Below are 14,679 nucleotides of genomic sequence, written 5' to 3'. Positions count from 1 at the left end.
TGACGTAGGATGCAACCTAAAAAAACCGAGTGCTCTGCCTCGGTTTTTTTCTTGTTATTGTTTAATTAAATGACCAGATAACACAAAATGCTGGCTAAAAATAGCATCGGAACAGCACAATAAATTTTTAACAGTTGCACTTTAAAAGCTGAAATTTGTTGCAGATTAAATTGAAAGACGCTGACTTTTAAGGCTGAATAAAAACATAACACTGAAAATGTACCAAATAGACTGACGGCAAAAAAGCCCAGCATAATTTGACTGCTGCCTTGAGTGGCATGCCAGAGCGTTAACAGGCTCTGACTGATCGGCAGTAAAGTCAGAATAAAGACCACCGATTTCAGCATCGCCCAATGCAGTTGATAGATCTCATCATTGATAATCAGTGCTTTCATGGTCTTCTCCAGCAGGCAAAACAATGCCCTACAGCACAGTATGCAAATTTTTATCGCCTGCACTCAGCTATTTTAAAGAGCTGGCCCTGAATTGTTGTAACCATCGAATATGCGAATCATGTTGATCCTCAAGACGGAATTGCAAAAATTATATTAATTTATTTAAAATCATTATTTTATTGTGTTTTACCACAAGATCAAATTCCTGCACTGCATCTTAAACGCTACAACGCAGGGCAGGAATTCAGCAAGGCTTAAGGCTGATAAAAAATATCGGCATCGGTACCTTCACCGCCGTCTTTGCCATCGGCGCCAAAGGAATATAAGTCAAAAGGACGACCTTCGGCACCCGGAATAATATATTGAATATCATTGTCCCAACTGTCTTTTGGATAGCCACCTTTTACATAGCCGCCCTGCATCCAATTTTTTGCAGAAGCCGGTTGATTGATTAATGCATCCAAGCCACCATCTTGCATAGATGGATATTTGTTATTGTCCAATTTGTACTGATCTAACGCACCCGCCACACCTTTTAGAGTAATGGCCGTGGTATCGACTTTGGCTTTTTCACCACGGCCCATCACATTCGGTACAATCAATGCCGCCAAGACACCTAAAATCACAATCACCACCATCACTTCAATCAGGGTAAAACCGGACTGTGGGGCTTGATATCTTTTTCCTTGCATAACACGCTCTCGCAAAATTTTTATCTTTATAAAATGCTGTTAAATCATGTTGTTCATATTGACAATCGGCAGCATGACCGCAATTACAATCACCAACACAATACTGGCCATCACCACCAACATTAACGGTTCAAGCAGCGCCAGTAAAGTTGAAATTAAGGTGGTTACTTCACGGTCTTGCATGGTGGCCGCACGTTCGAGCATACGATCCAGCTCACCGGAGGCCTCACCACTTTTGATCATTTGTACCATCATCGGTGGGAAATAACCACAGCGCTCCAATTGGCTGGCCAAATTCCCCCCTTCGGTCACACGTTCCGCTGCCACGTTGACAGCATCACGAATCACCCAGTTGTTGCTTACCGCTGCGCCAATTTTAAGTGCATCGACCAAGGGTACACCGGACTGGGTTAAAATAGACAAGGTACTGGCAAAACGTGCTGCATTAATACCGCGCGACAATTTACCCAACAAGGGTAATTTTAACGTCATTCGGTCAAAAGCGTAATGCCCCGCCGTAGTGTTTAAAAAACGCCCCAACAATGCAAAGCCCAACACGCTAAATACCAATAAAAAAGGCCACGCCACACGAATAAATTCACTGGCTTTCATCAAGACTACCGTGATCCAAGGCAGCGCACCTTTACTTTGATCAAAGGTTTTAACGATGTCGGGCACCACATAGGTCATCAAGCCCATCACAATGGCAAACGACATCAGCATTAAGATAATCGGATAAATCATCGCGCCTTGCACTTTCTTTTGCATGGCAAAGCGGTTTTCGGTGTAATCTGCCAATTGATCGAGAATTAAATCAAGATGACCCGAGCGCTCACCGGCGGCAATGGTGGCAATATATAAATCAGGTAAACGGCCAGATTGCTGTAATGCACTGGCCAAAGAATGCCCTTCCATGACTTTGGAGCGCACGGACATCAATAAATTTTGTACATGGGCTTTTTCATTTTGTTTGCCTACCGCACGTAGCGCTTCTTCTAATGGAATTGCGGCGGCCACCAACACGGACAGTTGACGGGTAAACAAGGCCAGATCATAGGCCGTGATTTTCTTTTGCCACCATCCTTGGGCGTGTTGCTTATCTTTTTGCTCAACGGGATGGACCATGACCGGAACCAAGGCCTTGTCGCGGAGCTGTTGACGAATCTGACGGGCAGAATCCCCTTCTAACACGCCTTGTTGTTGCTTCCCTGAAGCATCAATGGCAGTAAATTGATATGCAGGCATTATGATGCTCTAGTTTTCTAAAATTTACTTCAGCGCTGTTGCGTCTGACCACTAAAATCATTCATATTCTTTACTATAAATGACGTGCTCACTTTAACATAACTCGATCTTGAGCACGACGAAATTTGATTAGGACACTTTGCCCTTTATTTATGCCAAATTCTAGCACCACTCCCCCCGATCTGTATCGTATTCGCGTAGCGGTCGCTGTGCATGTTTACGACTGTTTTGATTACACATTAACGGCCGAACAATATCAACAAGCCGAAGTTGGCGCACGTGTTGCGGTGTCTTTTGGGCGGCAAAATTTGATAGGGATTATTGTGGAAAAGCTGCCTTTCGATGCGCCTATCGATCCACGGTTTAAACTCAAAGCCATCACCGAATTGCTCGATGAACAGGCCATTTTAGATCAGACTATTCTCAACCTATTGACATGGTCAGCGCAGTATTACCAATTCCCAATGGGTGAAGTGTTTCAAAGTGCTTTACCCACTTTTTTACGCCAAGGCAAACCGTATAATTTATTGGCACGCATGTGGAAAGTCTTGGATTTAAAGGCTGAATCTAAAGTTAGCCGCTCAATCAAACAACAAGATGCCTATAAAATTCTGAAACTACATCCCAGTGGAACCACAGAAAACATCTTAAATTTGGCCGGCATAGAAACTGCGACGCTGAAAGCCTTAGAAAAAAAAGCCATTGTTGCCTGTGTGTTAGAGGATCAAGATTTCACTCCGCAAGCCATCAGTTTGGCGCAAATGCCACTAACAGCCAATGACGAACAAAAGCACGCCATTCAACAAGTGATTAAAAGCGCCAAAAAATATCAGGCTTTTTTACTCGATGGTTTAACCGGCAGTGGCAAAACGGAAGTGTATTTGCAAATCATGCAACACGTGTTGCAACAAGGCAAACAGGTCTTGGTGTTAGTGCCTGAAATTGGGCTGACTCCGCAAACCATCAGTCGTTTTCAATCGCGTTTTCACGGCAATATAGTGCTGCTGCATTCTGGTTTAAATGACTCGAAACGCTTACAAGCTTGGCAAGCGGCGCAAACCGGCAAAGCCTCGATTATTTTGGGTACCCGTTCGGCCATTTATACGCCGCTCCCCAATTTAGGCCTGATTGTGTTAGATGAAGAACATGATCTGTCCTTTAAACAACAAGAAGGCTTTCGCTATCATGCACGTGATGTGGCGCTGTACCGCGCACATCTTGCAGGTTGCCCGATTGTCTTGGGGACGGCCACGCCCAGTATTGAAAGCTATGCCTTGGTGCAAGCTGGGAAGATGACCCACTTACAACTCAATCAGCGTGCTGGAATTGCCGTGATGCCGAAAGTGCATTTGATTGATTTAAAAATTGCACAAAAACAAAATGGCATCAGTCAGCAGTTAATGGATGAAATTCAAAAACGCTTGGATAAAAAAGAACAAGTGTTGGTGTTTTTAAATCGCCGCGGCTATGCACCGGTGCTGATTTGCGAAAGCTGTGCGTGGCAAGCCAAATGTCCACATTGTGATGCCAATTTCACCGTGCATCGTGTGCCGTATCAGCACTTGCATTGTCATCACTGCGGCACCATTCATCGCATGCCAGAGCATTGCCCACAGTGCCAACATGCCGAACTAAAACCCATTGGGTTGGGTACGGCCAAAGTCGAAGAACGCTTACAGCAACTGTTCCCGAATTTTGAGGTGATTCGGGTCGATCGCGACTCTACCAGTCGGGTCGGCAGTTGGCAAAAAATTTATGACAAAATTCAAAAAAGTGAACCAATTATTTTACTCGGCACGCAAATGCTGGCCAAAGGACATCACTTTCCCTATGTAACCTTGGTGGCTATCTTAGATATTGACTCAGGTTTACTCAGTGTCGACTTTCGTGCCACAGAACGGACTGCGCAATTGATTGTGCAAGTCTCAGGCCGTGCAGGACGCGGTGAGCATAAAGGTGATGTGTATCTACAAACCTTACGCCCCGATCATCCCCTGTTGAATACCTTAATTCAGCAAGATTATCGACATTTTGCCCAACAAACTTTAAAAGAGCGTCAAGCCGCGCAGCTGCCACCCTTTCGTTATGCTGCACTGATTCGCTGTGAATCGAAAGACCAAGCCCAAAACCAAGCCTTTTTACAGCAACATGCGCAAGCCTTAAGAGAGATCTCAGAAAATTTGATTGATATTTGGGGGCCAATTCCTGCGCCAATGGAACGTAAAGCGGGACGTTATCAGGCACATATGGTGCTGTTGTCCACCGACCGTGCGCGGCTACACTTTTATCTGCGTGCATGGTGGCAAAATATGTTGCATCAAAAGCCCTCAACCATGAAACTGACCTTGGATATCGATCCTCAGGAACTCAGCTAACGTAAATTACCGCGTTGGCTTCAATTTTGACGATTAAAATAAATTTTAGGACCGGCTGATGTCGCAACTGTTACAAATCACCATTTTCTTGGGTGCCTCTTTGCTGTTGGTGCCACTGGCCAAACGTTTTGGTATTGCTACGGTACTCGGTTATTTGTTTACCGGCATTTTACTTGGCCCCAGCGTACTCAATATTGCCAGTGACTCCGCCGCCATCCAAGGACTGGCCGACTATGGCGTTATTTTATTAATGTTCATTATCGGTTTAGAGCTCAGACCGCAGCGCTTGTGGGAAATGCGTAAATCGATTTTTTTAATGGGCAGCTTACAGGTCGGCATGAGCGCGATGATTTTGGCCGTGTTGGCATTTTTGGTCTGGCAACAAGGCATTGCTGCGAGCTTCGTGATTGGCACGGCATTGGCCTTATCCTCTACCGCCTTTGTCTTACAATTGCTGGCGGAAAAACAACAGCTCAACACCACGTTTGGGCAACAATCCTTTGCCGTTTTACTGTTTCAAGATATCGCCGCGATTCCTTTATTGGCCATCATTCCAATCCTTGCCGGTACGCAGTCCAATCATCATGGTATGGCTTATTTCGCCGCCATTGTGGCGACCTTTAGCGGTCTGTTCCTGTTTAGTCGTTATATGATGCGACCCTTTTTTCGCTTTGTGGCCAAAAGTGGCGCGCATGAACTGATTACCGCAGTCGGCTTATTTATTGTCTTGGGTGTGGTCACACTGATGGATGTCTTGGGCATCAGCATGACTTTGGGGGCATTTTTAACCGGCGTGTTGTTGGCAGACTCTGAATTCCGGCATGAACTCGAAGCCAGTATTGCGCCGTTTAAAGGGTTGCTGCTGGGGCTATTTTTTATGACCGTCGGCATGACCACCTCTTTGTCGTTGTTGGTGGATAAGCCGGCGTTAATTATCGGCAGTGCGCTCATTTTAATGCTGGTCAAAAGTATGAGCTTAACCGCGATTGCGCGTTATTTAAAATACTCATGGCGCAACAGCTTAATGCTGGCTGTGTGTTTGGCACAAGGCGGAGAATTTGCCTTTGTGATTTTAAAAGTTGCTAGCAGTGAAAAAGTCATCACACAAGTTGTCTCGCAGCCATTGACCTTAATTGTGACTTTGTCTATGGTGCTGACCCCAATCGCCTATTGGCTGGTCAGCAGATGGATCATTCCATTAATTGATCCCGAGCAAGCGCCGGTTTATGACGAAATTCCGGACAGCCATAATCCCATGATTATTGCTGGCTTTGGCCGTTTTGGACAGACCATTGCACGGATTGCCCATTTACAGCATCAGCCGTTTACCGCAATTGACAGCAGTATTGATAAAGTCGATTTTGTGCGCAATTATGGCGGTACGCTATACTATGGCGATGTCACACAACCGGACATTTTACGTTCTGCGGGCATTGAACATGCCAAAGTTTTTATCTTGGCCATTGATGACATTGAAGATTGTATGAATGTGGCGCGGCATATTCGGCTGAATTATCCGTCGTTAAAACTGTTGGTTCGCGCACGTGACCGTTATCATGTGCATTTGCTGCGTGATTTAGGCGTGCAACATATTTGGCGTGAAAACTATTTATCCTCGTTAGGTATGGCCTATCGCGCCTTACGTGAACTGGACATTAGTGAAGCGGATGCCTATAAAAGCATTGAACTGTTTCGTGATTACGACGAAAAATTGTTGTTACAACAACAGCACGTCTATACCGATGAACAAAAAGTCTATGAGACCCACCGCAATGCATTGGCGGAACTGCAACACTTATTTGAAAGTGATGCGCAGATTCGTCAAGAACCCACCGGGGTCAATTTAAAACGCGGTTTAGAACAGCAACGCATTGATGTCACAAGAGATGAGCATAACTAGCTTGTGTTTTACAATGTTGACACCATTAACACCGGCTATTGGAGAAATTTATGTCTGAATTACGTCAACGCTTTTACATTGAAGATTGCCCGATCCGTGGTGAAGTGGTGCATTTAGAAAAAGTGTTACAAACTATTCTTGCGCAGCGTGACTATCCGCAAGCCATTGAGGTTTTGTTGGGTGAAATGCTCAGTGCCACAGCATTATTGGCCAGTACATTGAAAATCAAAGGCCGGATTAGTCTGCAAATTCAAGCGGCAGGCACCTTCAAATGGGCGATGGCCGAATGTGATCATTTGGGCCAATTACGTGCCTCTGCAGATTACCAAGAAGATCCGCGCTTTGCCGAAGGCACAGACAGCAGCACGGTATTAAAAGCCTTGGTTAGTCCTGTGCTGTTTATTAATATTGAGCCGGAAGTGGGTGAACGCTATCAAGGTATTATTGCGCTCGAGCGTGATACCTTGGCGGGTTGCTTAATGCAGTATTATGATCTATCGGCACAAATCCCCACCAAAATTCGCTTGGCCAGTACAGCACAGCGCGCAGGTGGACTACTGATTCAATTGTTACCGCGTAACAGTGAAGAAGAACAGCAACGTGTCGATGAAGATCTATGGCCACGTCTGACGCTATTGACTGAAACCTTAAAAGCACAAGAATTGATTGAACTAGATGCCACCGAAATTCTCTATCGTTTGTATAACGAAGAAGAAGTTCGCTTACCTGAAGTTGAACTATTGTCATTTGGTTGTACGTGCTCTAAAGACCGCTGTGCTAATGCATTGATTCACATTGGTGCAGAGGCAGTACGTGAAACTTTAGAATTTCAAAATCCCATTACCATGGATTGTCAATTCTGTAGCACACGCTATACCTTTACCGCCGAAGAAGCCTTGGGTTTATTTGGTAAACATTTAAGTTAAGCCCATATCGTTTCAACAGAGCAGCCAGACGCTGCTCTTTTTTTGATTTTAAAAACATAATGTCGGATAAAAGCTCTCTAGCTGTTCGCGCTACTGTGTGCTTAAGCGGTTTGGCCTGAATCTGAGCAAGAATAAAGATAATTCGTCTTATTTTCAGCAGCTCTTGCCTGTTATTAAACAAACCCTGTTAACACTTAGTAACACAGAATTCAAATCAATCATCATAATTAATTATTTACGCCAATTGCTTGGCTTTTTAATCAGTTGATTTTGTAAGTGTTTGTCGTTATAAATTAGGCGTTTTACTCTAAAACTATAAAATATTTCATTTAAAGGGGAAATTAATGAAGAATTTATATCGCAGTTTATGTGCGGGAATCATTTTAGCCACACTTTCTTCATTCAGTTTTGCTGACAATGAAAATGATCCGTTGGTGGGAAAATGGAAGACCATTGACGATCGTACCGGTTATTCTCGCGCTGATGTTGAAGTCAGTAAAAAGCCTGATGGTACCTATGAGGGTGTGATTGTTGCCACGCGTAATATTCCGGGCTCAGAAAAAATTATCACCTGCACCAAATGTCCAGGCAACCTAAAAGACAAAGCATTTATTGGTCTGCCTTTTATTTGGGGCTTTAAACAAAATGCAGAAAATCCACACGAATTTGTTGATGGTCGTGTACTCGATCCAATTAGCGGCAAAGTTTATAAGGGCAAAGCGCGCCTGAGTTCAAGTGGTAGACATTTAAATCTGCGTGGTTATGTCGGTGTGTCCGTCATTGGACGTAGTGTCACATGGATTAAATATTGATATTATTCATGATTTTTTAAAGGCCCCAATTTTGGGGCCTTTTTTTCTGTCATGATTTGAAACAATAACCTACAGATCTACACTATTTCAATTCGATAAAAGACCTAGTATGGTGAATACATCGCCATTTTAGCTTCTAATTTTATGTCTAAAAATCATTATGAAGTTCTTGGCATCACACGTGATGCCACACCAGACCAAATCAAGAAAGCCTATCGAAAATTGGCTCGGAAATATCATCCCGACCTCAGCAAAGAAGCTGATGCAGAAGAACAAATGCAAGCCATTAATGTGGCCTATGAAACTTTAAGTAAAGCCGATAAAAAAACAGAATATGATTTTGAGTTGGATCATCCACAAGCCTTTTCGGGCGCGCATAGTGGTGCCGGAGGCTTTGACAGTAGTCAATTTCATCGTCAAGGCGCAGGTCAACAACAAGCCGATTTTAGTGGTTTTGAAGACCTGTTTGGCCGTTTTGGTTCAGGTTTTGGTGGCTCAGATTATCAATACCAACAGCAACATCGCCAAAACCAGCAGCAGCGTAGTTATCAAGGTGAAGACCAGCACGCCAGTATCGAAGTCGATATTGATGTGGCTTATCATGGCACCACACAGCAAATTACTTTACAAATTCCAACCTTAAATGCTTACGGCGAAGCAGAGGTTCAACGTAAGACCTTACAGGTTAAAATCCCCAAAGGCATGAAACAAGGCCAATCGATTCGCTTGTCTGGACAGGGCCAAAGCGGCATCAATGGCGGTAAAAATGGTGATCTGTATATTGAGATTCACTATAAAGATACCGAGCGTATTCGCGTTGAAGGGACCGATATTTATTACACCGTTCATATTGCCCCATGGGAAGCTGCACTGGGCCAAAGTATTGAGGTGGTCACGGTTGAAGGTAAAAAAGTTCAGGTTAATCTACCCAAAAACACTAAAACGGGGCAGCAACTGCGTTTAAAAAATCATGGTATTCCCAGCAAAACGCCGGGACATCTATTTTTGGTCTTAAACGTGGTTTATCCGCCGGCGCATACTGAACACGATCAACAGGCTTATCAAGCATTTGCAGATGCCTTTGCTGATTTTAAGCCGCGCAATGCTTAAGGAGAAAATCATGACCGTTATTCATTATCGTGAAATTATCTGTGATGGCTTTAATCATGGCGAAATTGTCGATGAGCATCATAGTTTTGATTTAAGACATTTTGCCGATGCCTGCGGGCAGAGCCCAGAATGGGTATTACAACTGCTGGAATACGATATTTTGCACACCCGTCCTGAAGAACGTATTCATCAATTTTTTGGTGATGATGTTTCTCGTGCGCGCCGTGCTTATCGTTTACAACGCGATTTTGATGCCAGCTTTTCAGCTGTGGCGATGATGCTGGACTTGATTGATGAAGTGCAACATTTACGCAAACAGGTCAAACATCTGGATTTTAAAGATGCTTAATTGCAGTTTGACTCACTCATCAGACTGACCTTAAACCACATGAAGGTTGTGTTTTCGCTCACCTTCAATTTTGTGAGAATAATGTAGGCTTATGAAAATTAAAGAATGTAATAAAAAAGTGAAGAAGATGTTTCCTGAACATCAAGAATTGATCCATCAACTGCGTCATGATGATCCACACTTTGCCAAACTATTTGAAAAGCATGAACAACTCGACAAAGAAATTGCCCAATTGGAGCTGAATCCTGTTCATTTAATCAATATCAATGATGACATTGAGTTAATGAAGCGTAAAAAACTAAAACTAAAAGATGAGATCTATCAGATCTTAAACAAAACCGTACCCTCGAGTGATTTAACCACATAAAAGTCTAAAGCCAAACGAATGGCTTTTAACGATCATTCATGCTGAAATACAGCCTTACACAGGTTTGGCTCTGATTGAGATCTAAAAAATCTCTGATAAGAAACTTGTGCCAGTAGAGGGCTTTATTTCAGCTTGGTGATCTTTTCCACTTCTTTTAACGTGTTTTTCACCGATTGCTTGAGCGGTTCAGAGTCTAAGAACCAAAACAGATTGATGCGCTGATCTTTGTGTTCTTGTGCCAACAAATCAATTACGCTTTTTTCACCACGCCCCACCAAATGGCGACGATAAAAATAATAGACCAATAAGCCGGTGGTCAGTAGCATCACCGCCAACATACTCCAAAAACCTGTCGGCGACTTCAAGCCCGGAATAAACTCAAAGTTCATGCCATAAATACCGGTTAGCAGGGTTAAAGGCGCAAAAATGGCCGTAATAATGGCCAAAATACGCATATTTTCATTGGTCTGATTGGCAATGGCAGAAAAGTGTAAATCCATGGCGGCACGAATTGAAGCGCGTAGTCGTGTGGTGTGTTTTTGGATGCGCTCTACGTGACTGACCAAGTCATCCATTCGCACCAAAACAATATCGCGGCGCTCGGCTTTCTTTTTTTGTTTTAAATGTGCGTAATCATCGACCGTTTCATCGCGTAATTCTTGTAGGGCATCAATTTGCTCTTCACATAAATTTTCCACTTGCTCAAACGACATGCTTTCTTGTAGCAACTGATTCCAACGGGTAAATCGTCGATGTCCTTGCAGCAGTTCTTGTTGCCAAAACTCTACGCGCCGCGTTAACGGTACGCGTAAATCTAAATAGCCATCGACAATACTGTTTAATAGCCTTAAGCATAAATCGAGTGGTGTCACAGGCACTTTGCGTAATTTATTTTGTTCTTGTGCCACACGCAAAAAATTAGTTTCAAAACGTGAAATATAATTTTCCATGGCTTTATTGCCTTGTTCACGCACGGTAATCAGCACTTGCGGGGTAAGAATAAAACTGATGGGCGTGGTGGCCAAACCAAAGACTTCTTCATGCTGTTCCAGCGCTTGTTCACCGGTTTGTATTTCATCATCCGGAGTAATCAATTTACGAAAGATCAGTAGATGATAATCTTCCATACTGTCAAAAGCGCATGGATGCTCGAGGTTTAAAATATCGCGCAAATGAAATTCATTGATGGCCAAATTGGCATGTAAGCACACTTTTTCTTGCCAAGCATCCACCTGATTCACCACATCTTCACGCGTGCAATCCAGCCAAATAAAATCATGCAGCATGTCTGCCTGTGGCTGTTTTTCTACAAAGGTATAGTGCTCTGTCGGATGACGATAAAAATAATAAACTTGCATGAAAATAATTCTCTATTCACAGTGCTGCGGGTTGTGCTGAATGACATAAAATTTGGCAGCCTAAGTCTGCTATTTTTTAAAAAATAAAGGCCGTGATGTATTTAGTTTTTAAAAAATAGCCGCGCTTAAAACTCTAATGTAACAAAAAGCCCGCATTACGCGGGCTTTTTGTGAGCACTTAAAGTCTTAAACTTGTTCGATATCTTTCATGGTCAATTTGATGCGACCACGGTTATCGACGTCAGCCACTTGGACTTTAATTTCCTGACCTTCTTTCAATACGTCTGCAACATTGGCAATACGTTCGTTAGAGATTTGAGAAATATGCAGTAAACCGTCTGTACCTGGCATGATATTAACAAATGCACCAAATTCAACAATACGGATCACTTTGCCCATATAGATTGTACCGGGTTCAATTTCAGCCGTCAGCGCTTGGATTTTAGCAACCGCAGCAGCTGCAGCCGCTTTAGTTTCACCAAATACGCGAACAGTACCGTTATCTTCAATATCAATCGCCGCTTTGGTTTCTTCAGTAATGGCGCGGATGGTTGCACCACCTTTACCAATTACGTCACGAATTTTATCCGGATTGATGTTGATGATTTGGAAAGTTGGCGCATGCATTGAAATTTCAGGACGAGCACGTGAAATCACTTGGTTCATGGCATTCAAGATATGCATACGACCTGCATAAGCTTGGTTTAATGCCGCTTCCATGATTTCTTCAGTGATGCCTTCAATCTTGATGTCCATTTGAAGTGCAGTAATACCATTGGCAGAACCGGCAACTTTAAAGTCCATATCACCTAAGTGGTCTTCATCACCTAAGATGTCAGACAGAACGGTGAAACGCTCGCCTTCTTTAACCAGACCCATGGCAATACCGGCAACTGGCGCTTTCAATGGAACACCTGCATCCATGAGGGATAATGACGCACCACACACAGAAGCCATTGAAGATGAACCGTTTGATTCAGTAATATCCGATACGATACGAATCACATACGGGAAGCGATCAGCCGGTGGAAGTACCGCTTGAACACCACGGCGCGCTAGACGACCGTGACCAATTTCACGACGTTTAGGACCAGACTCACGACCTGTTTCACCTACAGAGTATGCAGGGAAGTTGTAATGCAACATGAAGTTATCAGTTTTCGTACCTGACAAAGTATCAACCATCAAGGCATCACGTGTGTTACCCAAAGTTGTTGTCACCAACGCCTGAGTTTCACCACGAGTGAACAATGCAGAACCATGCGCACGGTTTAACACGCCCACTTGTACATCTAAGCCACGGACAGTTTTGCTATCACGACCATCAATACGTGGTTTACCTGACAAGATATTGTCACGTACAGTACGGTATTTTAGATCTTCAAAGAGTTCGTTTACTTCATCCGCAATGCCAGTTTCGTCATTTTCAGGCACGAATTGGGCAACAGCTTCAGCATAAAGTGCATCTAGCGCTGTATAGCGATCTTGTTTTACTGCAATGGTATAAGCATCTGAAACTTTGGCTTCAAAAGCAGTTTTTAACTGTGCAAGAAGCGCTTCATTTTTGCTTGGTGCAACCCAAGTTGACGGCGTTACGCCCACTGCTGCTGCAAATTCTTTAATCGCTTGAACCGCGATTTGCATTTCGTCATGACCGAAAAGTACTGCACCGAGCATTTGATCTTCTGAAAGCTCTTTCGCTTCAGATTCAACCATCAATACTGCAGAATCTGTACCGGCAACCACAAGGTCCAAATCACTTTCTTTTAATTGTTCATGGTTCGGGTTAAGAATATATTCGCCGTTGATCAGACCAACACGCGCACCGGCGATTGGACCACGGAAAGGCGTACCCGAAATTGCCATTGCTGCTGAAGTACCGAGCATTGCCGCAATGTCAGCATCCATGGTTTTATCAGATGAAATAACCGATGCAGTGACCTGAATTTCGTTGTAATAACCTTCTGGGAATAATGGACGAATTGGACGGTCAATAAGACGAGAAATTAAAGTTTCTGCTTCAGACTGACGACCTTCACGCTTACCATAACCACCCGGAATACGACCCGCAGCATATTGCTTTTCTTGGTAGTTGACGGTTAATGGGAAAAAGTCTTGACCCGCTTTGGCTGTAGGTTTAGCCACAATCGCCACAAGTACGGTTACGCCGCCCATGGTGATTACAACAGTATTGGCTTGACGCGCAACACGACCAGTTTCAAGTACAACTTGGTGTTGACCGTATTGGAATTCTTTACGAATAATATTAAACATCGACATGTATTTTTGTTTCCTGATTTTATTCTAGTGGAGACCCCTAAGGTTTGGCATTCACATTACCAAGTTGTAACTATAAATGACAAAGCTTAGAAGCCGACCTCACCAGATTTTTCAAAACACCAATTAAAGACGCAAAGAAGGAGCGAAACGTTCGCCCCTTCCCATGACTTAACCTAGGGCTAAGTAGACTTTCTTTTCCAGTCTGACAGCATTCAAGATGCAATCTTCCGAAAAATAAGTTTAATCGAATTAACGACGTAAACCTAAAGCAGCAATCAAAGCGCTGTAACGGCTGCTGTCTTTACCTTTAAGGTAATCAAGCAACTTACGACGTTGGTTAACCATACGGATTAAACCGCGACGGCTATGATGATCGTGTTTATGTTCTTTAAAGTGACTTTGCAAATCATTGATTTGTGCAGTCAATAAAGCAACTTGAACTTCTGGTGAACCAGTGTCGTTTTCAACACGAGCATATTTAGCAATGATCTCTGCGCGATCTGCGTTTGTTAAAGCCATTCGATTTCTCCGAGATGCTTAAAAAATTAGATATGATAGGAATCAACTAATTGCTTAATTGACTGCCGTGCATCACTACAGCAAGTGCACTATTTTAAGGGAAAACCCCGATGATTGCAAAAATAGAAACAGGTTTTCATCTTTTTAGCGCAATTGATTGACCATTGACGCTGTATATCGCTGTTTTTAAAATCATCACTGCGCACCTAGCTGCAGTATAGCGGCTAAAGCGCAGCAATTTTTTTTATTTAAAACTTATCTGTTTGATTCAGCCTTGATCATTTTCGCCTATCCGGCAGCATTATGTCTATTTCCCATAAAAAAAAGCCCAAGCGAGGCTTGGGCTTTTTG

13 protein-coding genes are annotated in these 14,679 nt (G+C 43.3%); 7 read left to right on the top strand and 6 right to left on the bottom strand.

Annotated elements, in window-relative coordinates; translation table 11 throughout:
* Positions 1-65: 65 nt before the first annotated feature.
* The 3 genes from SE27_RS03345 to gspF form a co-directional block, all read right to left on the bottom strand.
* Entirely contained in the window at positions 66-395 is a 330-nt protein-coding gene (locus SE27_RS03345; RefSeq protein ID WP_039620857.1) for a hypothetical protein, read from the bottom strand.
* A 254-nt stretch (positions 396-649) separates the two neighbouring features.
* The gene (gene gspG / locus SE27_RS03340; RefSeq protein WP_039620856.1) at positions 650-1,087 is read right to left on the bottom strand and encodes a type II secretion system major pseudopilin GspG; all 438 of its coding nucleotides are present in this window, start codon (positions 1,085-1,087) and stop codon (positions 650-652) included.
* 39 nt (positions 1,088-1,126) lie between these two features.
* A complete protein-coding gene (gene gspF, locus SE27_RS03335) occupies positions 1,127-2,332 on the bottom strand; it encodes a type II secretion system inner membrane protein GspF (protein ID WP_039620854.1) in 1,206 nt (401 codons plus the stop codon).
* A 152-nt stretch (positions 2,333-2,484) separates the two neighbouring features.
* On the opposite strand from gspF, the gene SE27_RS03330 reads away from it, so the two are divergent.
* From SE27_RS03330 to SE27_RS03300, 7 genes are all read left to right on the top strand, one after another.
* Positions 2,485-4,707, top strand: a complete 2,223-nt coding sequence (locus SE27_RS03330) for a primosomal protein N' (RefSeq protein WP_039620852.1) — start codon at positions 2,485-2,487, stop codon at positions 4,705-4,707.
* Between the two features lie 58 nt (positions 4,708-4,765).
* Positions 4,766-6,607, top strand: a complete 1,842-nt coding sequence (locus SE27_RS03325) for a monovalent cation:proton antiporter-2 (CPA2) family protein (RefSeq protein ID WP_039620850.1) — start codon at positions 4,766-4,768, stop codon at positions 6,605-6,607.
* A gap of 50 nt (positions 6,608-6,657) precedes the next feature.
* Positions 6,658-7,533: an Hsp33 family molecular chaperone HslO gene (gene hslO, locus SE27_RS03320; protein WP_039620848.1), complete on the top strand. Its 876-nt coding sequence runs from the start codon at positions 6,658-6,660 to the stop codon at positions 7,531-7,533.
* Between the two features lie 344 nt (positions 7,534-7,877).
* A complete protein-coding gene (locus SE27_RS03315) occupies positions 7,878-8,345 on the top strand; it encodes a DUF2147 domain-containing protein (protein WP_039620846.1) in 468 nt (155 codons plus the stop codon).
* Between the two features lie 144 nt (positions 8,346-8,489).
* The gene (locus tag SE27_RS03310; protein ID WP_039620843.1) at positions 8,490-9,455 is read left to right on the top strand and encodes a DnaJ C-terminal domain-containing protein; all 966 of its coding nucleotides are present in this window, start codon (positions 8,490-8,492) and stop codon (positions 9,453-9,455) included.
* 10 nt (positions 9,456-9,465) lie between these two features.
* Positions 9,466-9,804 carry a chaperone modulator CbpM gene (locus SE27_RS03305; protein WP_039620841.1) on the top strand — a complete coding sequence of 113 codons (339 nt, stop codon included), beginning with the start codon at positions 9,466-9,468 and terminating at the stop codon, positions 9,802-9,804.
* A gap of 91 nt (positions 9,805-9,895) precedes the next feature.
* A complete protein-coding gene (locus tag SE27_RS03300) occupies positions 9,896-10,171 on the top strand; it encodes a YdcH family protein (RefSeq protein WP_039620839.1) in 276 nt (91 codons plus the stop codon).
* Positions 10,172-10,293: 122 nt separating this feature from the next.
* Here the strand turns inward: SE27_RS03300 and SE27_RS03295 are convergent, their stop codons facing one another.
* From SE27_RS03295 to rpsO, 3 genes are all read right to left on the bottom strand, one after another.
* Positions 10,294-11,529, bottom strand: a complete 1,236-nt coding sequence (locus SE27_RS03295) for a magnesium transporter CorA family protein (protein ID WP_039620837.1) — start codon at positions 11,527-11,529, stop codon at positions 10,294-10,296.
* A 186-nt stretch (positions 11,530-11,715) separates the two neighbouring features.
* Positions 11,716-13,803, bottom strand: a complete 2,088-nt coding sequence (gene pnp, locus SE27_RS03290; protein WP_171160721.1) for a polyribonucleotide nucleotidyltransferase — start codon at positions 13,801-13,803, stop codon at positions 11,716-11,718.
* A 255-nt stretch (positions 13,804-14,058) separates the two neighbouring features.
* Entirely contained in the window at positions 14,059-14,328 is a 270-nt protein-coding gene (gene rpsO, locus SE27_RS03285) for a 30S ribosomal protein S15 (RefSeq protein WP_039620832.1), read from the bottom strand.
* Positions 14,329-14,679: the final 351 nt, after the last annotated feature.

The sequence above is a fragment of the Acinetobacter harbinensis genome (genome assembly GCF_000816495.1).
Classification (GTDB): Bacteria; Pseudomonadota; Gammaproteobacteria; order Pseudomonadales; family Moraxellaceae; genus Acinetobacter; species Acinetobacter harbinensis.
This window is presented reverse-complemented; position numbering and strand designations above follow the sequence as displayed.